Annotated in this window: 15 protein-coding genes; 9 read left to right on the top strand and 6 right to left on the bottom strand. The window is 57.5% G+C overall.

Features of this window, described 5'->3' with window-relative positions:
- The first annotated feature begins 144 nt into the window (after window positions 1–144).
- The 4 genes from BXY66_RS12545 to BXY66_RS12560 all read left to right on the top strand — a co-directional run bounded on the left by BXY66_RS12545 (window position 145) and on the right by BXY66_RS12560 (window position 4,418).
- Window positions 145–483, top strand: a complete 339-nt coding sequence (locus BXY66_RS12545; RefSeq protein WP_058238401.1) for a P-II family nitrogen regulator — start codon at window positions 145–147, stop codon at window positions 481–483.
- A gap of 26 nt (window positions 484–509) precedes the next feature.
- Complete coding sequence (gene amt, locus BXY66_RS12550; RefSeq protein WP_132860588.1) at window positions 510–1,826, top strand: ammonium transporter; 1,317 nt, start codon at window positions 510–512, stop codon at window positions 1,824–1,826.
- Between the two features lie 324 nt (window positions 1,827–2,150).
- Window positions 2,151–3,890, top strand: a complete 1,740-nt coding sequence (locus tag BXY66_RS12555) for an amidohydrolase (protein ID WP_132860589.1) — start codon at window positions 2,151–2,153, stop codon at window positions 3,888–3,890.
- Between the two features lie 9 nt (window positions 3,891–3,899).
- The gene (locus BXY66_RS12560) at window positions 3,900–4,418 is read left to right on the top strand and encodes a DUF3299 domain-containing protein (RefSeq protein WP_132860590.1); all 519 of its coding nucleotides are present in this window, start codon (window positions 3,900–3,902) and stop codon (window positions 4,416–4,418) included.
- 324 nt (window positions 4,419–4,742) lie between these two features.
- Here BXY66_RS12560 and polA read toward each other — a convergent pair whose 3' ends face one another.
- Window positions 4,743–7,538 (bottom strand): DNA polymerase I, encoded by a 2,796-nt coding sequence (gene polA, locus BXY66_RS12565; protein ID WP_132860591.1) that lies wholly within the window; start codon window positions 7,536–7,538, stop codon window positions 4,743–4,745.
- 222 nt (window positions 7,539–7,760) lie between these two features.
- Between polA and BXY66_RS12570 the strand changes: the two genes are divergently transcribed.
- The 4 genes from BXY66_RS12570 (at window position 7,761) to BXY66_RS12585 (ending at window position 13,363) form a co-directional block, all read left to right on the top strand.
- On the top strand, window positions 7,761–8,660 hold the full coding sequence (locus BXY66_RS12570; RefSeq protein WP_132860592.1) for a phosphate/phosphite/phosphonate ABC transporter substrate-binding protein: 900 nt from the start codon (window positions 7,761–7,763) through the stop codon (window positions 8,658–8,660).
- Window positions 8,657–11,029 carry an ATP-binding protein gene (locus BXY66_RS12575; RefSeq protein WP_132860593.1) on the top strand — a complete coding sequence of 791 codons (2,373 nt, stop codon included), beginning with the start codon at window positions 8,657–8,659 and terminating at the stop codon, window positions 11,027–11,029. Before BXY66_RS12570 ends, BXY66_RS12575 begins: the two co-directional genes overlap by 4 nt.
- Window positions 11,030–11,151: 122 nt before the next feature.
- The gene (locus BXY66_RS12580) at window positions 11,152–12,207 is read left to right on the top strand and encodes a saccharopine dehydrogenase (protein ID WP_132860594.1); all 1,056 of its coding nucleotides are present in this window, start codon (window positions 11,152–11,154) and stop codon (window positions 12,205–12,207) included.
- 13 nt (window positions 12,208–12,220) lie between these two features.
- Complete coding sequence (locus BXY66_RS12585) at window positions 12,221–13,363, top strand: saccharopine dehydrogenase family protein (protein ID WP_132860595.1); 1,143 nt, start codon at window positions 12,221–12,223, stop codon at window positions 13,361–13,363.
- A gap of 40 nt (window positions 13,364–13,403) precedes the next feature.
- Here BXY66_RS12585 and BXY66_RS12590 read toward each other — a convergent pair whose 3' ends face one another.
- Window positions 13,404–13,997 carry an NAD(P)H-dependent oxidoreductase gene (locus BXY66_RS12590; protein WP_132860596.1) on the bottom strand — a complete coding sequence of 198 codons (594 nt, stop codon included), beginning with the start codon at window positions 13,995–13,997 and terminating at the stop codon, window positions 13,404–13,406.
- A 104-nt stretch (window positions 13,998–14,101) separates the two neighbouring features.
- Between BXY66_RS12590 and BXY66_RS12595 the strand changes: the two genes are divergently transcribed.
- A complete protein-coding gene (locus BXY66_RS12595; RefSeq protein WP_132860597.1) occupies window positions 14,102–14,680 on the top strand; it encodes a TetR/AcrR family transcriptional regulator in 579 nt (192 codons plus the stop codon).
- A gap of 230 nt (window positions 14,681–14,910) precedes the next feature.
- On the opposite strand, the gene BXY66_RS12600 is transcribed toward BXY66_RS12595, so the two are convergent.
- From BXY66_RS12600 to mutL, 4 genes are all read right to left on the bottom strand, one after another.
- Window positions 14,911–15,957: a Hint domain-containing protein gene (locus BXY66_RS12600; protein WP_165929177.1), complete on the bottom strand. Its 1,047-nt coding sequence runs from the start codon at window positions 15,955–15,957 to the stop codon at window positions 14,911–14,913.
- A gap of 241 nt (window positions 15,958–16,198) precedes the next feature.
- Entirely contained in the window at window positions 16,199–16,525 is a 327-nt protein-coding gene (locus tag BXY66_RS12605) for a DUF3775 domain-containing protein (RefSeq protein WP_132860599.1), read from the bottom strand.
- Between the two features lie 139 nt (window positions 16,526–16,664).
- Window positions 16,665–17,984, bottom strand: coding sequence for a DNA recombination protein RmuC (locus BXY66_RS12610; RefSeq protein WP_132860600.1), 1,320 nt, complete (start codon window positions 17,982–17,984; stop codon window positions 16,665–16,667).
- Window positions 17,984–19,852, bottom strand: a complete 1,869-nt coding sequence (mutL, locus tag BXY66_RS12615; protein WP_132861068.1) for a DNA mismatch repair endonuclease MutL — start codon at window positions 19,850–19,852, stop codon at window positions 17,984–17,986. Before mutL ends, BXY66_RS12610 begins: the two co-directional genes overlap by 1 nt.
- Window positions 19,853–19,908: the final 56 nt, after the last annotated feature.

Consider the following 19,908-nt stretch of genomic DNA (forward strand, 5'->3'; position numbering starts at 1 on the left):
TTACCTATGCACACTTTTTGTGCGATTGCCGCCGATTTTGACGCCGAAATTCTAACTAAGCCTTCGTTTTCAGCACCCCAGCGGGCTTTTCTGCACCTGCAAAGCCGCAGGGGTGAAACCTCTGCACTCGGAAAGGGGAACAAGGTGAAACTCATTATTGCAACGATCAAGCCGTTCAAGCTGGAGGAGGTCCGCGAGGCGCTGACCGACATCGGCGTTCGCGGCATGATGGTCACTGAAATCAAGGGCTTCGGCTCTCAGTCGGGCCACACTGAAATCTACCGCGGCGCGGAATACGCGGTGAACTTCGTACCGAAGGTCAAACTCGAACTCGTGGTTGCCGCCAACATGGCCGACCAGGTGGTCGAAACCATCACGAAAACTGCTCAGACCGGCAAAATCGGCGACGGCAAAATCTTTGTGCTGGACGTGCAGCAAGCCATTCGCGTGCGCACCGGCGAAACGGACGCAGACGCCATCTAAGGCGCGCAAGGAAGGAATACACAACAATGAAAACCCTCACGAAATTTGCCCTGCCCGTCGCGCTGATCGCGCTGCCGAGCCTGGGCTTCGCACAGGAAGAAGCCGCCGCTCCTGGCTTCGACGAAATTGGCCCGTACATCATGACCACGCTGCTGTTCCTTGTGGGCGGCTTCCTCGTGTTCTGGATGGCGGCAGGCTTTGCCATGCTCGAAGCCGGTCTGGTGCGCTCCAAGAACGTAACCATGCAGCTGACCAAAAACATGGCGCTCTTCTCCATCGCGGCCATCATGTACTGGATGACCGGCTTCGGCATCATGTACCCGAGCGAATTCAACGGTTTCTTCTACTTCGGCGGCTTCTTCACGTCGCTTGAACCGGTTGGTCTGGACGCTGCTGACGCCGCTCTGGATTACGCCTCCGCTGGCTCTGACTTCTTCTTCCAGCTGATGTTTGTTGCCGCAACCGCGTCCATCGTGTCCGGTGCTCTGGCAGAACGCATCAAACTGTGGCCCTTCCTGGCCTTTGTTGTGGTCCTGACAGGCATCCTTTACCCGATCTCCGGCTCCTGGCAGTGGGGCGGCGGCTGGTTGTCCGAACTCGGCTTCTCCGATTTCGCTGGCTCCACCATCGTACACTCCGTAGGCGGCTGGGCAGCGCTCGCAGGTGCCATCGTACTGGGCCCGCGTATCGGCAAGTACAAAGACGGCCGCACCATCCCGATGCCTGGTTCCAACCTCGCACTGGCCACTCTGGGTACATTCATCCTGTGGCTCGGCTGGTTCGGCTTCAACGGCGGCTCGCAGCTGGCGATGGGCACCGTGGGTGACGTGACCGACGTATCGCGCATCTTTGCCAACACCAACATGGCCGCAGCAGCTGGCGCAGTCGCAGCTCTGATCCTGACCCAGATCCTCTACAAAAAGCCGGACCTGACCATGATCCTGAACGGCGCACTGGCTGGCCTCGTGTCGATCACTGCAGAACCGCTGGCACCTTCGCTCTTCGGCTCCCTGCTGATCGGTGCTGTCGGTGGTGTGATCGTTGTCATCACTGTTCCGCTGCTGGACAAACTGAAGATCGACGACGTCGTCGGCGCCATCCCGGTTCACCTCTTCGCAGGCATCTGGGGCACCATCGCCGTCGCATTCTCCGGCTCCGCAACCCTCGGCGCTCAACTGACCGGTATCGCAGCCTACGGCATTTTCACCTTCGTCGCATCGCTGGTGCTCTGGCTGATCCTCAAAGCTGTCATGGGCATCCGCGTCAGCGAAGAAGACGAGATCAACGGTCTGGACATGTCCGAACTCGGCATGGAAGCCTACCCGGACTTCACCAACGGCTAAGCCTTGGCGACATAAGCAAACAAGAAACCCCGGACATCATTGTCCGGGGTTTTTCTTTTAGAAGCCCCGCATCTGTTTTTGTCTCGGGAAAAGCATTTCAGGCTCTGCGCGGTTGCCGATCATGACCGCTTGGAGATCAATTTGACCAATGCTGCGTTGAACAACGAACGGCAGCAACGCGCAGGAAACGGACGTTGCAAATTGCGGTTAAGCGGCTGCGCGGGACGAAGCGGTCGCTACAGAACCGGTGCGCAAATTCGTGAATTGACTGATACAGTAACTGTCCACCAAGGTGATAGTAACGTCGTAGTCCCGGAGTAGCCAATGCTTAGAACCGCCGCAGTTTTCCTGTCTCCACTCGTGTTCGTCTCAGCCCTCTCGGCTCAGTCCGCCGATATGGTGTTTACCAACGCCAGTGTCCTCACGATGAGCGATGACAATCCGACCGCAGAGGCTGTCGCCGTGACTGGCAACGAGATCACGTATGTTGGAGATGCAGCGGGCGCTCAGGCGCTGATCGGGGACAACACCGAGGTGTTCGATCTGGGCGGAGATACGCTCCTGCCAGGTTTTGTGTCGGGACATGACCATCTAGTCGCAGCGGGCTGGAACTCTCGCGGCGTTAGTCTGTTTGGTGTGGAAACGATTGAAGAAGCGCAGCGTATGATACGTGAATACGCAGATGCCAACCCCGACGAAGACATCATCCTGGGTTACGGTTTCAATCGGAACAACTTTGGCCGTTGGCCGACGAAAGCCGAACTAGATGAAGCTGTCTCGGACCGGCCTGCGTTCATTCTCGACTATACCATCCATGACGTCTGGATGAACTCTGCGGCTTTCGAAGCAGGCGAAGTGGCCCCTGACGAAGAAGATCAGGTGCCAGGCGTGATGTACTGGCAGCGCGACGCGGATGGCAACCAGACGGGTATCGGAATCGAGTTTCAATGGGCTGGAGCCTACCTCAAAGCCGGAGCATGGAACCCATCCGAAGATCTTGCGCAGTTCCAACAAGCCAACTACGCGGCAGCAGTTGCAACCGGGATGACTACAGTGCACGTGCCACTAATCGCGATGCCAACCGTGACGGACGCGGAACTCGCGGCCGCCGACGAGCGGCTCGCGCTTGGATACCTTAAAGGTCTAGAGGACGCGGGCGAACTTGACATGCGGACTTTTATTGCCACGGCCTACAAAGACCCAACCGGCGATCCAGCCGCGGTGGTGGAGCACACTTTGTCTCTGCGCGAGACCTATGACAGCGACATGCTGCGAGTCTGGGGCATCAAGATTCACCCTGAAGGGAATTGGGGGTCTATGACGTCCTGGCAATTGGAACCTTATGAAGGCAGCACATCGCGCGGCGCTGCGGCCATTGAAGGTGAAAAGATAATGGCGACATACATGCTGGCCAACGCGGCGGGTATTCCAGTTGGCACCCATGTGGACGGCTCTCAAACAGTGCGGAACACCGTAGACGCTATTGTGGCGGCAAAGGGTGCTGGGTTCGACGTTTCCAACAACGTCCTGCACCACTATTTCACGGTCGCTGATGAAGAACACCGACGGGTGATCGAGCATGGCATAATGGTCAATACAACGCCCGCGTTCCAATCAAGCTGGGACGGTGAGGACCAGACAGCGTTGAACGTTCTGGGCCGCGCCCGCGTAGAGGCACAATATGCCCGATATGCTTCCTTGATGGCGCTTGGCCACAACGTCTCGATTTCAGCCGATGTACCATCCTCCCCAATCGACATGGTGGCGCCGCTATTCAGCGTGGAAATTGCCATGACGCTTCAAGACCCGATGAATCCTGACTCCAAACCGTTCCCATTGTCACGCAAACCAGCCTCACTGATGGAATCGCTGAAGGCGATCACAATCTATCCGGCAGCCCAACAAGCCATGGAAGACAAGATCGGGTCCATCAAAGTAGGGAAATATGCAGACTTGGTCGTTCTTGATCAGGACATCACAACGGTTGCTCCGCGCGATATCTCTGACATCAAAGTGCTGGGGACGGTGATGGACGGTCGATTCACCCACCGGGATGGCATTTAGGGGCGGCACATGCGGTCAAAACCTAAAGTCAGCCCTTCTCGTCGAGCGCTTCTTGCAGCGCTCGGTGCGACCGTTGCTTTCCCTCGAGACGCACTGGCGCGAGACTATGTAGATATCGGATGGCAGGACCTGCTTCCGGAAGGCATCCGACGCGTGGCCACTCCTCAGGTTTCGGGGGTCATAGAACATTCTCAGGCGGACCTGTTAAGCCAGCAGCCTGCGTCGGCTGGGGTGCGTCCAGAACTGAATGGACAATTGGTGCGCCTTCCAGGCTACATCGTTCCACTTGAGCTGGACGGTAGAGGCGTGACGTCATTTATCCTCGTGCCTTACGTCGGGGCCTGTATTCATGTCCCGCCCCCGCCAGCCAACCAGATCGTTCTTGTGGATACTGCTGAACCCTACGAAGCACAGGGTCTTTTCGAACCGGTGTATGTCAGCGGAGTGATCGAGACTGCAACGGCGAGCACTGCTCTGGCTGACGTCGGCTACCAGATCAACGCGTCCAAAGTTACGCCCTACGACTGACGCGGAGACGATTCGCAGCCACGCATGCTTCTAGAGGTGTCCGCATTGGTTCACAGGGGGCTTTAGCTGCGTTCATGGTTAATGACCGCTTCGGGCTGGCAAGAGACAATGGAACAGTTTCCGGCAAAGGCATCAAGGGCCACGCTTCGGACCTTGCCTTCAGCCGCAATTGCTGGCCGAAGGTCGGCTGCCATCGCGCCGTTCGGTGATACTTTCCTATCCCAGAAAAGGACGACCGACGCCAAACACCGGCTAAGCCGCAACAGACATTCCGGTCGGACGCGGTCCTGCCGCAGTACGCTGCTACTGACGGGCCACGATACCCTAGTGCGCCTCAGCCCAGTTCGCTCCGCGACCAGCGTCCACAATCAGCGGCACATCCAACTTGACCGCCGGCTCCGCTGCGCCCTGCATCACGTCCCGCGCAACGGCAATGGTCTCTTCAATCGCGTTGTCCTCGACCTCAAAGATCAATTCGTCATGGACCTGCAACAGCATCTTCGCCGGCAAGTCCTTGATCGCCTTTGGCATGCGGATCATCGCCCGCCGGATGATATCCGCGGCTGTACCCTGGATCGGGGCGTTGATTGCGGCACGGTAGGCAAAGCTGGCCCGTGGTCCTTTGGCATTGATCTCGGGTGTATGGATTTTCCGGCCGAACAGCGTCTGCACGTAGCCATGCTCCTTGGCGAATTCCTTGGTGGCATCCATGTAAGAGCGAATGCCGGGAAAGCGTTCGAAGTAGCGGTTGATGAAGTCCTGCGCTTCTCCACGTGGAATACGCAGGTTTCGCGCCAGACCAAATCCTGAGATGCCATAGATGACGCCAAAGTTGATCGCTTTCGCGCGGCTGCGAACTTCAGGCGTCATCTCGTCCATTGGCACGTCAAACACTTCCGACGCCGTCATAGCATGGATGTCATGCCCATCGCGGAACGCCGCCTTCAAGGCGTCGATCTCCGCGATATGCGCCAGAATGCGCAGTTCCACCTGTGAGTAGTCGAGCGAGATCAGCGTCTTTCCTGTTTCCGCCACAAAGGCTTCCCGAATACGCCGGCCCTCTTCCGTGCGAACCGGAATGTTCTGAAGATTGGGATCGGTTGACGCCAAACGCCCCGTGTTCGCGCCGGTCTGCACATAAGACGTGTGTACGCGTCCGGTGTCGTCATTGATGTGCGTCTGCAAGGCGTCGGTATACGTCGACTTCAACTTGCTCAACTGGCGCCAGTCCAACACCAGCCCCGGCAGGGCGTGTTCTGTCGCCAGATCCTCCAAAACGTCGACACCCGTGGCATAGGCTCCCGTCTTGCCTTTCTTGCCACCCGGCAGTTCGAGCTTGTCGAACAGGATTTCGCCCAACTGCTTTGGAGAACCCACGTTGAACGCCTGCCCCGCAACCTCGTGTATCTCTGCCTCCAAGCCCGCCATCTTCTGCGCAAAGGCATTGGACATACGGCTCAGCGTATCGCGATCCACCTTGATACCGTGCCGTTCCATCTGCGCAAGCACCGGAACAAGCGGCCGTTCCAGAGTTTCATAAACCGCGGTCACCTGTTTCCGGTGAAGCTTCGGCTTGAACATCCGCCACAGGCGCAACGTGATATCGGCATCTTCCGCCGCGTATTTCACCGCATCGTCAATGGCGACCTTGTCAAAAGTTATCGCGCTTTTGCCAGTCCCCAAAAGCGTCTTTATCGGGATCGGTTGATGCCCCAGATAGCGCTCTGACAGGGCATCCATCCCGTGATTGTGCTCGCCGGCATGCAACGCATAACTCAACAGCATCGTGTCATCTATCGGGGCAACACGGATGCCGTAGTTGGCAAAGACTTTGCAGTCGTATTTCGCATTCTGGAAAATTTTCAGAACAGAAGCATCCTCAAGCACCGGCTTCAGGGCGTCCAGCACCTGTTGCAATGGCATCTGCCCCTCTTGCGGTTCGTCACCGCCAAAAAGGTCATCACTCGCGCCTTTCTTGTGCCCCACCGGGATATAGCACGCTTCCCCCGGCTCCACTGACAGACAAATACCTGCCAGTTCCGCCACCATCTCGTTCAGCGAGTTGGTCTCGGTATCGACGGCAACATAGCCGCGTTTCATGATAGCGGCGATCCATCGATCCAACGCGCCTTGATCCCGCACGCATTCGTATTTCTCGGCATCGAACGGAACGGCTTCTTCCTCGACCACAGCACTGACCTGCGCCACAGGCTCGGCAATAACCGGTGGTTCCACCCCCAGCTTGTCCGCCGCACGCTTGGCCAGTGTCCGGAACTCCATTTCAGCAAGGAAACCCAACAGCGTGTCGGCGTCGGCATCCTGCACCTCAAGATCATCCAGCGAAAAATCGAGCTCCATCTTGTCGTCCAGCTGTACGAGCCGCTTGGAGAGCTCGATCTGGTCGCGTTTTTCGATCAGAGTTTCGCGGCGCTTGGGCTGTTTGATTTCGCCGGCACGGTCCAACAATTCCTCGAGCGAGCCATATTCGTTGATCAGAAGCGCAGCTGTCTTGATCCCGATGCCCGGCGCTCCCGGTACATTGTCGACGCTGTCCCCTGCAAGCGCCTGGACATCTACAACGCGCTCGGGCCCGACCCCGAATTTCTCGAACACACCGTCTCTGTCAATGCGCTTGTTCTTCATGGCATCCAGCATTTCAACGCCATCTCCGACCAACTGCATCAAGTCCTTGTCAGAGCTGATAATGGTGCAACGCCCACCTGCCTCACGGGCTTGAACAGCCAATGTGGCAATGATGTCGTCAGCTTCAAAACCTTCGATCTCTTTGCAGGCGATATTGAACGCTTTGGTGGCGACACGGGTCAGCGGGAATTGCGGCACAAGATCTTCTGGCGCGGGCGGACGGTTTGCCTTGTACTGGTCGTACATTTCGTTCCTGAAAGACTTGCCCGAGTAGTCGAAGATCACCGCCACGTGGGTCGGCGCGTCCGGGCCGGAGTTATCCTCAATATACCGTTGCAACATGTTGCAGAAACCGGCCACCGCGCCGATTGGCAAACCATCAGACTTCCGCGTTAGCGGCGGCAGCGCATGATAGGCCCGAAAGATAAAGGCCGACCCGTCGATCAGATGCAGGTGACATCCTTTGCCGAAACTCATGGCGCGCTCCCGTTTTGTTCTGGTTTTCCCGTTGTGCCATGCGCCCAAGCCCACCGCCACCCGGAAAGTGCTCTTTGAGAGCCTGCCACTCCTACAGCGCAGCCCGGCAAACAAAAATTTCCTAAATTTGTCCGCGAAGAACCGCAGCTTCCAAAACGCTGTTTTACGAATCTTTAGCCGCTATTGCGTAAGCGGAACCCGGGGCACACCGGGGATTGAAACATGGGAAATCGGCTTATCGGCTGCGTTTTTGCAGTCATTACGCTCTTTGCGCAAACCGCTTCGGCCACTGAGCTGGTCTTCGCGACACTGAACGACAACATCCGCAAACAGGCGGATCGTTTCGCGCGTCTTGAGGTGTATCTTGAGGACACTCTTTCCGACTTCGGTATCAGCAACGTCGTCCTGGAAGTCTTCCGCAATGCCGAGGACGTGCAGGCCGCAATGAACTCCGGCGCAGTAGATTTCTACTTCGACAGCCCCCTCATCGCAGCACAAATCAGCGCGCCCGTCGGTGGCGAAGTGTTCCTGCGCCGGTGGAAAAAAGGCGTCGCGGAATACCATTCCGTTGTTTTTGTAAAACAAGACAGCCCCTACGAAGAACTCTCGGATCTGGTTGGCGCACGCATTGCCATGCAGGAGCCCACATCCACCTCAGGCTTTCTGCTGCCGCTTGCGGAATTGACGGCCAATGGACTGCCAACAGCAGAACTGCCAGATCGCAAATCCGAACCGTCTGCCAAGGCCGTAAACTATGTCTTTAGCGGCGACGACGACACATCCGCCTTATGGGTGATCCGTGGCCACGTCGAAGCCGCGGCAACAGACAACGCAACATTCGAAAAGTTGCAAACGGCAGCTTCAGGCCAGTACCGCAGCATCGGTGTCAGTCCCACCGTGCCTCGCCAGCTCCTTGTGAAACGCGCTGGATTGGCGCCAGAGCTGGAAGCGAAACTGGCCGATATTCTGACGACAATGCATGAAACGCCGGAAGGCGCGGAAATCCTTTACAAGTTCAACAAAACGACGAAGTTCGAGCGGTTTGAAACTCCCACGGACGCCGTTATGGCGCAGATGCTCGAAATACTCGACGATCTTGCGACGGCCGGGGCAATCGAGTGACGGCAGCTGCGAAACATAAACAGCGACGGTTCTTTGGCTGGCGCGTAAAGCTCTCTGTGATCAACGGGTTGTTGATCACTGTGTTTGTAGGTGCTCTGGTCTACCTCAATGCGCTAACACAGAGAGAACTTGTCGAGCTCCGCAGGATTACAGAAATCGAAAGCCTCGGTCGGGTCGTCTCAGAGGTCTCTCTGAAATACATTCTCGACGAACGACCCGCTGAACTCGACATCTTCTACGAGGAGTGGTCCGAGAACCCGGATGTCACGACTCTTAATTTCATAGGGCACGACGGACTCATTCTTGTCGCTGGTCAATCCGGCGGCGGCGCACTGATTTTCCAGCAAGCTGACGACCCGCTGATTGATGTTGCCAAAGGATCGCGCTCAAACGTCATCCGGCAGTACGAAACACACACTGTAGCTGTGTTTCCCATGTACACGGGCACAACCTATTTGGGCGCCATATATTTACAATACGGCTACCAAAGTCTCCACACCGAGGTCGACGCGGTCATTAGGAACAACCTGAGAGTTGGCATCTTTTTCATATTAGTCGGCCTGGGGATCAGCGTCTGGCTCGCCTCCACAATGACAGCACCGCTGCGCGCTCTGGATGAAGCCAGCCTGAACGTCGCCGCTGGCGACCTGCAGCAATCCATTTCCATTCAAAGCAATGACGAAGTTGGCAGTTTGGCGCGATCCTTCAACACCATGATCGTCAACCTGCGAGAACGGGTTGGTGCCCTTGAGGACACAAAACGCAAACTCGGTGAATCCAAAACCCAGCTCGAAGGCCAAAACGAACTCCTGCAAACCGCGCTCACGGAGGCGGAACAGGCCAAGGAACGCGCAGAAGAGGCTGAATTGGCCAAGTCTCAGTTCGTCGCCCGCATGAGCCACGAAATCAGGACACCACTTAATGGGGTTCTGGGCATGACCGAACTGCTTAGCGGCACACAGCTCGCACCAGAACAGTCAGACCTTCTCGATACGATTCAGAAATCCGGCGATGCGTTGCTCACGGTGGTGAACGACATCCTCGATTTTTCCAAAATCGAAGCTGGCCAAATGAAGCTCAGCGAAGACAGCATCAACCTCGACGATTTGGTGGACGGAGCCGCACAAACACTTGCTGCTCCGGCAGACGCCGCTGGCCTTACACTTGTGACGGACCTTGCGCCAAGCCTGCCTGCGGTTTTGCTGGGTGACGAGATGAAACTCAGACAGATTCTTGTGAACCTGATCGGCAATGCAATCAAGTTCACGGATGCTGGCCACGTTCGGGTCACGGCTTATGAGACACACACAAACTCGGACCAACCCTTTATCCGATTTGATGTGGAAGACACCGGACAGGGCATCCCCATGGAAAAGCTCGGCACTCTGTTTGAAGAATTCACACAGGTCGATGGTTCGCATAGCCGCGCCCATCAGGGCACCGGACTTGGGCTGGCGATTTCTCGTGGCTTTGTCGAACTGATGAACGGCCGTATCTGGGTCACCTCAACCATCGGACAAGGTTCAGCCTTCTCTTTTGAAATTCCCTTGCGCTCCGAGGGCAAAACGACGGTGGCCGGCGCGTTTGGCGCCCGCACCATCAGCGGCAAACATGTGCTCGTAGCGACGCAATCCGAGGTCCTCGCAGCCGCCTTTCAGACCCGCCTGTCCGCATGGGGAGCCATTGTCGACACGTCGAATGACCTCACAACATCCAATTGGATTGAAGAGGCAACAAATGACGACACCGGAACCGTCTTGTTGGTCGACAAACCGCTGCTCTGCAAAAGCGCCGAAGCAATAGCGACCTGGAAGGAGAGGACTGGCGGCCGCGTCATCGCGCTATCGGACCTAAGCAGCACCCGCGAACCTGCGCACAGGACAAATCCCTGTATCGACGAGATATTGCTCAAGCCTGTTTCAGCAAGGCGACTTAGGCAGGCTCTGGTGCCGTCCCAAACGGCCCCCCTCCAGGAAACCCTTCCCGAGGCGACGCCGGCACCTGGAGGCTCCTTCAAGAAGGTACTGTTGGTAGACGATAACGCGACCAATCGAAAGATTGTCGAACTGATCCTTAAACGCCAGAATGTACCTTTCGAGATCGCGGTGAACGGTCAGGACGCTGTCGAAAAATTCTCGGCCTTCGAGCCGGATATCATCCTGATGGATGTCAGTATGCCGATTATGGACGGTTATCAGGCGACTCAGAAAATTCGCGCTTTGGAGAACGGCGTCCAGACATGCCGGATTGTCGGCCTGACTGCGCATTCCTCGCCCGAAGACCGAGCCGCCTGTTTGAGATCGGGAATGAACGATCATGTCGTCAAACCGGTCAAAATCGACGTCATCAAAAACCTGGTTGCAGCCTAAGCCTCAACGCCAACCGGATACGCCGCCCGACCTCCCATACTCTCGCTGCAACTGTTGGCGACTGCACTTGCCAAGGCACGGCAAGGCTGATCTATGGAAGGGCGAATTCGAGGGGAGCAAAGATGACACATCTTTGGGTGCGGGCCGAGCAGCGGCCCAATGAAGAACGGGTGGGACTCACGCCGGACGGCGCAAAGGCACTGCTGGACAAAGGCATCCGCGTCACCGTGGAAGAAAGTTCTGTCAGGGCCATCGCGATAGACGGTTACAAAGCAGCAGGTTGCGACATTGCACCGGAGAACAGCTGGCCCGAAGCACCGTTGGACGCCATTATCTTTGGTCTCAAGGAACTACCTGAAGACGGGACACCCCTGCCGCACCGACACATTATGTTCGGCCATGCTTTCAAAGGCCAGCATTCCGGCGTCGCCCTGCTCAAGCGCTTCAAGCAAGGTGGCGGCACGCTGTATGACCTCGAATATCTTGTCGATGAAACAGGACGACGTGTTGCCGCGTTCGGCTATTGGGCGGGCTATGCCGGCGCCGCTGTGACCCTCAAAAGTTGGGCGGCCCAACAACGCAACGAACTCTGTGATGCCGTGGGCGTCTACAGCGGCAAGGACGCGCTGCTCGTGGATCTCACTTCGGAATTGGATGCCCTGTCGACAAGCCGTCCGACTGCAATCGTGATCGGCGCTCTGGGACGAGTCGGAACAGGTGCCGCCGACCTTCTCGAAGCAATGGGATGCGCGGTCACCAAATGGGACATGGCGGAAACCGCGACCGGCGGCCCGTTCCCGGAAATCCTTTCACACGATCTTTTTCTGAATTGTATTTTCGCCCGCCCGGGAACGCCGGTCTTTGTTCCCCAGGACGCTCTGACCGCAGACCGAAACCTCACGGCGATCGGCGACGTGGCCTGCGACCCGGACAGTGACTACAATCCGGTGCCGGTTTACGATCGCGCCACCACTTGGGAAGCCCCGGTTCTGCGTGTCGCCGAAAAACCGGTGCTCGACGTAATGGCAATCGACAACCTACCGTCAATGCTGCCTGTCGAAAGTTCCGAAGACTACGCCGCACAGTTGCTGGAAACCTTGATGAAACTCGATGACCTGAGCAATGGCGTCTGGACCCGAGCCGAGGCAGATTTCCTCAAGCATTCAAACGATCTCTAAGGGGAGAAGAGACATGACAATTCATTGGTGTGGCACCGGCCTTTCCGCCATTCCCGGCCTGCGCCGCCTTCTGGAACAGGGCCGCCCGGTCACTGTTTGGAACAGAACGATCGCCAAAGCCGAAGAAGCGGTCGGCGACCTGACCAAGGACATCCGTTCCTTTGATATCGAGGCCCTCGGTGGTGTCCTCGCCAAGGGCGATGTCGTTGTGTCTATGTTGCCGGGCGACTGGCACGTTCCGCTCGCAGAACTCTGCATTTCCAAGGGTGCCAACTTTGTCAGCTCGTCTTACATTGCGCCGGAAATGAAAGCACTTGATGCCGCAGCCAAAGAGGCCGGTGTCGCCTGCGTAAACGAAGTCGGGCTGGACCCGGGCATCGACCACCTGATGGCCCATGCTTTGGTGGCAGACTACCGCGGGTCCGACGCCTTCGACGCTGACAACACACTCAGCTTCATCAGCTATTGCGGTGGTGTGCCCAAAACCCCGAACCCGTTCCGCTACAAATTCAGCTGGTCACCGCTGGGTGTGCTGAAGGCGTTGCGCTCCCCTTCGCGCTCGATCCGCGACGGCAAGCCGCTTGATGTCAACCGCCCGTGGGACGCCATCAGCAGCTACGAAGCCCCACTCGCCACACCGGAGAGCTTCGAAGTGTATCCGAACCGAGACAGCATTCCATTCATGGAAGACTACAAGTTCGACCCCGACTGGAAGGTCGACACATTCGTGCGTGGCACCCTTCGTCTGAACGGATGGGCAGACGCATGGAGCGACGTGTTCCGCGAAATCGAAACCCTCCAAGGACCCGAAGGCGATGCGCGTCTCAAAGAAATGTCCGACCAGTTCTGGGACGAAAACTCTTATGACGAAGGCGAGCCCGACCGCGTGATCCTCTGCGTCGGCCTCAAAGCCGAGAAAGCCGGCGCCGAGGTCTACCACAAAACCTACGCCATGGACGCTTGGGGCGATGAACGCGGGACCGCCATGGCCCGCCTTGTGTCGATCCCGGTATCGCTCGCAATCGAAGCCGTGCTGGACGGCAAAATCGAGGCAGGCGTGCACGCCGCCCCGTCCGATCCCGCACTGTTCAACGCCTGGCTCAACCACATCGGCGGGCTAGCGCAACACATGCAGATCGTCGACCACACGGCTTGAACAGCAAAGGGCCCGGGAAATTACTCGGGCCCTATTCCTTTCACACCGCCTGCGCGCCAATCGTCGCGGCCTTCTTGAGCCAACGCTCCACCTTGCCGGGCTTGGGCTCGCTCGCGCCGTTGAAGTGTGTGAATTTCAGCGGCTTGATCCCAATAAATCCCAGGATTTGACCGCGCAGCTGAACCATGAGCGCATTCCGGTAGGCCAGACGGAAAAACCACTTCGGTGTGTCTGACATTATGATGACCCGACCGGTGCGACCGGTAAGCAGAGGCGCAGGCAAACCGATTGTTGTCTTGTTGCGGGTATCAAACGTCCGGCCTGGCAGAAAAGCGCGGTCAAACACGCCCTTCAGTTTCGCAGGCACCCCACCCCACCACATGGGCGTTGCAAGCACAACGTGGTTGGACCACTCGATGTCTTGCAACACCTGTTCCAGTTCCGGCTCAAGCGGCTTCATGTTGACATAGCTGCCTGTACCGTAGTCTGGATCGAACTCCATATCGTGCAGATTCATGACGCGAACTTCATGTCCCGCGTCCTTTGCCGCCTGCGCATAACTCTCCGCCACAGATCCCGTCAGCGACTCCGCCGCCGGATGACCGTTCAACACGAAAATTCTTTTCTTGGTCATAGCGATTCCCTCCATTATTGACCGCGGTCAATTTAGAAGCACAAAAAACTGACCGCGGTCAATTACAAATTTGACCACGGTCACAAAACGTGCGAAAAATACTCATGGCCAGAGCAATTCAACAACGCACCCTTCAGACCCGCGCCAAGCTTTTGGACGCGGCCAAAGCCGTGATCGCCGAGAACGGATACGAAGCGATGCGTGTTGAAGAAGTTGTGCTGCGCGCGGGAGTCGCCAAAGGCACCTTCTTTGCCCACTTCAAAGACAAAGACGCGCTCATGGACTTGCTAATAGGTGAAGAAATCGATCGGCACCTCGACATGATCGAAACACAGCCCGCACCCAAAACCATCTCCGAGATGGCTGCCGCAATCATGCCGCTGGTCGAGTACATGAGTTGCGAGCGTTACGTTTTTGACGTGATTCTGCGCCACTCCGGTGCGGCGGCAAATTGTGACATCGGACCCATTGCCATGACATTTGGCCGGCAGGCTGAAGTCACGGCCAACTGGTTGAAAGACAAACCTTTCCGCAAGGACATTTCCCCGGATCTTCAAGCCGAAGGCGTTCAAGCTTTTGTCGTGCAGGCGATCTCTCTGGTGTTCTGTTCCATGCACAATGCGGTGAGCCCGCAGGACAGGATGGAAACCTACCTGCGGGCCTGGCTTTTGCCTGAAGCGTAACGCACCCTTCTGGCGCGTCCGTCACCTCACGAACCGTTCTGGCCCGCGAAAACCGATCCTTCTGGATCCAAACAGCGCGGCCTCGAATTCTGAGGCCAAACCATACAAAAGGCCGTACCGGCCAAACTCTTCAACAGGGCACATACTGCCCGCACAAAACCAATGCCCGCACGCGAGCCCACTCGTCAGATCGGTCCATCCTGGACCGAACCCTTCTGGCGTCAGCCCTTCTAGGCCGCCTGCGCTACCAGATCGCGGAACACCGGCTTACCGGCGGCCATTCTGGCCCACGTCCGCGCCTCATGCGCTTTCATCTCTGGCAACCGCGTCTTCTGGAAACCTTCCAGAAGATCAGGTTGGGCATCCAACACCCTGCGCAGGTCGCGCCGGGCCTTGTCGTCGAGGCTTTTGGCGGTTTGCAGTCCAAGAAACAGGCTTTCCGCAGGCGCACCATTGGCCAAAACCAGTTCGTGGCGATCAAACAGCAGATGCACATAATCAACACCCGCTCTCCATTCCGGGCCCGGTATGCCCGGAGCAGCGGTGATGTGCTTGGCCTGAGCGAAAACGGCCGCATGCGCTGTCAGCATCTCAACCTGCCAACCGCTAAGTGCGATACGATGTTGTTGGGACACCCACAGATCGGCTTCCGGCAAACCCTTGCCCAGGCTGCCTTCAGGCACACACACGGGCCTCACGTCCGCAGAACGCAGCAAGTCGCTGTAGGAAAAGTGGCTTTTGCTGACCCAACGCAAAACCGCGCTGCCACCATCAGCAAGACAAACAGTGTCGCCAGCCTTCAGTTTTTCAACCGGAACCCGTCCATCGGGTGTGTCGATCATTGTTCCGGGAACGAAACAAACCGGGAGGTCCTCAGGGTCGCGATCCGGATGCTTGAGCTTGAATTCTTCATCGTCTTCAAACTCGTTCATGTCTTCTTCGCTGGCGTCCATGTCAGGGAAGAAGAACATACGCATGTCTTCGCCGGGCTCGGGATAGTCCTTCACTGTAATGACAGCAATTTCCTGCCCCCAGAACTGCTCGGGGATGTCATCAGACTCCGGCGCCGTTCCGGTCATCTCAAATTTGAAATCGTAAGTTTCGCCGTCGATCATAATGGCGGTGTCAGGATCGACCCGGCCATCATCTTCAAGGATCAGGTCACCGTCTTCACCTTTGGGAACAAACGTAATTTCCACCGCCGGATCATCCGTCGGTTCGATATCTTTGTCACCTTTGTCGTTGTTGTCAAAACGAACCCAGTAGCTTTGCCCCATAAGTCCCTCCAGATTTGGCAAAATCTCTCCCGCGCCCCCAAAAGCCGGACAAACTTGGGGCGGATCGAAATCCCGCGAACAGCGGTGGTGGTACTCGCAGCCGTCCCTCAGTCGTGCATGGGAGGCTGCTTCAGTGCGCATGTGGGTAAGCAAAACGCCCGCGTAAAGGGACGCGGGCGCAAATGGCAAAAATTACCAAAAAGTTGACGGATTAGATAAAAAACCGGCGAAAAATGGCCGATTATCCGCGGCGAACGAGCTCATCCTCGGCGTCGCTCAGGGACATGCCAAGCTCTTCCATGCCACTTTCCAGATGATCGCTCAGATGCGGCGACCCCAGAAGGTAATCGGCAGTCGGGACGGTGTTCTCGGTTTTTGCGGTGCGGATTGCCTCTGCCAGTTCATCTGCTGCGAAGGCCTCGCGGCCAACCCACATCACCGCAACAAGACTGGCCTGCTCATCTTCGTTTAGCCGTTCTATGAAGCCGCGCAACTCACCTTCGGCACGATCAAGTTCACGCGACATCAGGACAACCTGTGCAACCTGCCATGGGGAAATCTCAAGCATAATGCCTCTCCGTTCTGGTCGTGATACTTTCAGTCACGCGCAACGCGCCGTCTTTGATGTGGCGCAAATAAATCAATGGGAGCATTTTGCCAGAATTGCCGCCAAGGGCAAGCATTGCGGAATGCGGACAGACCCGACCTCAACTCTCGGGCTTGGTCAGAGGCACCACCTTGTCATCCTCATCAGGCGCAAGTTCCTCGAAATCGAAATTGTCCAACCGGCGCGCGCGACGGCCCGCCTTGTCCGCACTGATCTTGATTTCCGAAATATCCTTGGCGGCTTGCCCGAAATGACGGTCGAGGTTTTCCACTCGCGTCCCCAGACGGTCCACATCCTTGTGCAATAGCCCCAGTTCCTTGCGGATTGCGCCGGCCTGTTCCCGCATCCGCGCATCCTTCAGGATCGCCCGCATGGTGTTGAGCGTGGCCATGCAGGTTGTCGGGGACACAATCCACACGCGGGCTTCGAACCCTTCGCGAACCAATTCGGGGAAGTTCGCGTGCAGCTCGGCATAAACAGCCTCTGACGGCAGGAACATCAACGCCCCATCAGCAGTTTCACCTTCGACGATGTATTTCTCCGAGATGTCCCTGATGTGCTTTTTCACCGACGTCCGCAGCATCCGAGCCGCCTCGTTCAACTCGGCCTGCGTGGTGGCATTACGCAGCATCTCGTAAGCTTCCAGCGGGAATTTACTGTCGATCACGATCGGACCCGGTGGGTTTGGCAGATGGATAAGACAGTCCGCCCGCCGTCCGTTGGACAACGTGTGTTGCAACGCGTAGCTGTCACTTGGCAGCGCCTTGCTGACAATATCGTTGAGCTGGATTTCCCCGAACGCACCACGAGTCTGCTTGTTGCTGAGAATGTCCTGAAGGCTCAGAACATCTCCACTCAGGCGCGTGATATTTTCCTGCGCCTTGTCGATGGTCTGCAACCGCTCCTGAAGCTGCGTAAGCGAGGTCGCCGTCTGTTTTGCGCTGCCGCTCAAAGAGGCGTTCAGTTTTTCCTGCATTTCATTGAGCGCATGACCGGTCCGCAGCTGCATGTTTGCAAGGTTCTCCTGCATCTGGAGCTGCTGTGCGGCGAGTGTATCCGTCATCTTCTGTTGCATCGTCGCAAGGTTCTCGCCCGTGCTGCGCTGCACCTTGGAAAGGTTTTCGTGCATATTCACCTGCACTTCGCCCAAGCGTTGCTCCATCAGCGTGGCGATCTGCCCCTGAGATTGCGCCTGAGCCTGCAGGTTGCCATCAAGATGCGCCTGTCCGGTGGCAAGCTGATCCACCCTCTGCGCCATCTGTCCCATGTGCTGTGCAATCACCGCCTCGGTCCGCTCCGCCCGTTTTTGCGCGGAATTCCGCAGCAACAAAACCAAGAGCAACATCGCCAACCCGACGCCACCGACCACATAAAGTGCCAGTGTCTCCAAATCGACCGAAGCCAGATCCAATTCGTTCATCACGTCCGTCCAAACAGCCGTTCGATGTCGGCCAGTTTCAATTCCACATAGGTCGGTCGTCCATGGTTACACTGACCCGAATGTGGCGTCGCTTCCATTTCGCGCAGAAGGGCGTTCATTTCCTCGGCCCGCATTCGCCGTCCTGAGCGGATAGACCCGTGACAGGCCACGCGGCTCAGGATCGCCTCCAGTTTGGCCTGCACCAACATGCTTTCGCCCTGGTCATCCAGTTCGTCCAGAATATCCAGAACCATTGCGCGCGCATTGACTTCGCCCAGAAGCGCCGGCGTTTCACGCACCGCCACCGCGTCACCGCCAAAGGCCTCTATGGTCAGGCCAAGCTTTGCAAGTTCCTCTGCAACCGACAAAACCCGCGCACAATCGCCTTCGGAGAGCTCAACGATTTCGGGAATAAGCAACGCCTGGGCGGCAACCCCATTCTCGGCCATCTGGCGCTTTAGCTTTTCGTAGACCAACCGTTCGTGTGCGGCGTGTTGATCGACAATCACCATGCCCGTCTCGGTTTGGGCCACAATGTAATTCTCATGCACCTGCGCCCGCGCTGCGCCAAGTGGCAGAGCTTCCGTCTCCGGCTGCATCTGTTCGACAACCGGTTCGACCCGCGCCGAATAGCTCTCCGTGAGATCGGCAAAGCCCTGCGTATCTGCCGCAGGCAAAGGCGCTTGCGCCCGATAGGAAGCCGTGCGCGCGCCAAGCGACGGCCGATCCATCTGATAGACACGCGCCGGTCCGTCGGCCGCGACCGGTTCGGGCCGAAACGCGCCCAATGTGGCGCCTGCCACGGTCGTCGACGCCCGATGCCCGGCCTCAGCGAGGGCGTGGCGCAGCGAAGACACGATCAAGCCCCGCGCCACCCCGGGGTCGCGGAACCGCACCTCGGATTTCGCGGGGTGCACATTCACATCCACCAGATGCGGATCGCAATCGATAAACAAGGCAGCCGCCGGATGCCGATCCCTGCTCAGATAGTCGAAATAGGCCCCGCGCAGCGCACCAACCAAAAGCTTGTCCTTCACCGGACGCCCGTTCACAAAAAGGTATTGCGCCACAGAAGATCCGCGGGAGTAGGTCGGCAGCGCCGCGTAGCCAATCAACCGCAACCCGTCGCGCTCGGCATCGATCCGAAGAGCGTTTTCGGCAAACTCCTTGCCAATAATCTTGGCCAAACGCCCATGCAGGGCATCGAACAAATCGCCTGTTTCGGCTTCCGCGCGGAAGGTGGCTCGCCCTTCGCCACCCCCTGTCACATCACGCAGCGTGAACCCGATGAAAGGCTCGGCCATTGCCAACCGCTTGACCACATCCGTGATCGCCTGCGCCTCGGCGCGATCCGTACGCATGAACTTCAAGCGGGCGGGCGTGGCATAAAACAGATCACGAAGCTCGACGATGGTGCCACCCGAAAGCGCTGCTGGTTTCACCGGCCCCATGACGCTTCCCTCGACCGAGATACATGCCGCGGGTGCCCGCCCGACGCGGGACGTGATCGTCAGCCGTCCAACCGCACCAAGTGACGGCAATGCTTCGCCGCGAAACCCGAAGGTGTGAATGTCCAGAAGATCACTGCCATCAATTTTTGACGTGGCGTGGCGAGACAAGGCCAATGGCAGTTGATCCTCTGAAATACCACAACCATCGTCCGTGATCCGGATTAACGTCTTGCCTCCGTCCGAATATGCGATCTCGATACGCGTGCTGCCGGCATCAATGGCGTTTTCCACCAACTCCTTGACCGCACTCGCAGGCCGTTCCACCACTTCTCCGGCCGCGATCCGGTTAATGGCCGCATCGTCCAACTGGCGAATAACAGGCAGTTCTTGGCTTATGTTGGGGTTATCCACAGGCATGGGGCCAAATCTAGCATGGCCGGCTTTGATTCTGCCACCCGCCATTCTGGCTCCGC

The sequence above is a fragment of the Shimia isoporae genome, from assembly GCF_004346865.1.
Taxonomy (GTDB): Bacteria; Pseudomonadota; Alphaproteobacteria; order Rhodobacterales; family Rhodobacteraceae; genus Shimia; species Shimia isoporae.

Bases quoted from the DNA above. Each gene is read 5' to 3' on its own strand.
- BXY66_RS12555 (WP_132860589.1), top strand. From the start codon at position 2,151: ATGCTTAGAACCGCCGCAGTTTTCCTGTCTCCACTCGTGTTCGTCTCA.
- mutL (WP_132861068.1), bottom strand. From the start codon at position 19,852: ATGCCTGTGGATAACCCCAACATAAGCCAAGAACTGCCTGTTATTCGC.
- BXY66_RS12595 (WP_132860597.1), top strand. From the start codon at position 14,102: ATGGCCAGAGCAATTCAACAACGCACCCTTCAGACCCGCGCCAAGCTT.
- BXY66_RS12580 (WP_132860594.1), top strand. From the start codon at position 11,152: ATGACACATCTTTGGGTGCGGGCCGAGCAGCGGCCCAATGAAGAACGG.
- BXY66_RS12605 (WP_132860599.1), bottom strand. From the start codon at position 16,525: ATGCTTGAGATTTCCCCATGGCAGGTTGCACAGGTTGTCCTGATGTCG.
- BXY66_RS12600 (WP_165929177.1), bottom strand. From the start codon at position 15,957: ATGGGGCAAAGCTACTGGGTTCGTTTTGACAACAACGACAAAGGTGAC.
- BXY66_RS12570 (WP_132860592.1), top strand. From the start codon at position 7,761: ATGGGAAATCGGCTTATCGGCTGCGTTTTTGCAGTCATTACGCTCTTT.
- BXY66_RS12610 (WP_132860600.1), bottom strand. From the start codon at position 17,984: ATGAACGAATTGGATCTGGCTTCGGTCGATTTGGAGACACTGGCACTT.
- BXY66_RS12560 (WP_132860590.1), top strand. From the start codon at position 3,900: ATGCGGTCAAAACCTAAAGTCAGCCCTTCTCGTCGAGCGCTTCTTGCA.
- BXY66_RS12585 (WP_132860595.1), top strand. From the start codon at position 12,221: ATGACAATTCATTGGTGTGGCACCGGCCTTTCCGCCATTCCCGGCCTG.
- amt (WP_132860588.1), top strand. From the start codon at position 510: ATGAAAACCCTCACGAAATTTGCCCTGCCCGTCGCGCTGATCGCGCTG.
- polA (WP_132860591.1), bottom strand. From the start codon at position 7,538: ATGAGTTTCGGCAAAGGATGTCACCTGCATCTGATCGACGGGTCGGCC.
- BXY66_RS12590 (WP_132860596.1), bottom strand. From the start codon at position 13,997: ATGACCAAGAAAAGAATTTTCGTGTTGAACGGTCATCCGGCGGCGGAG.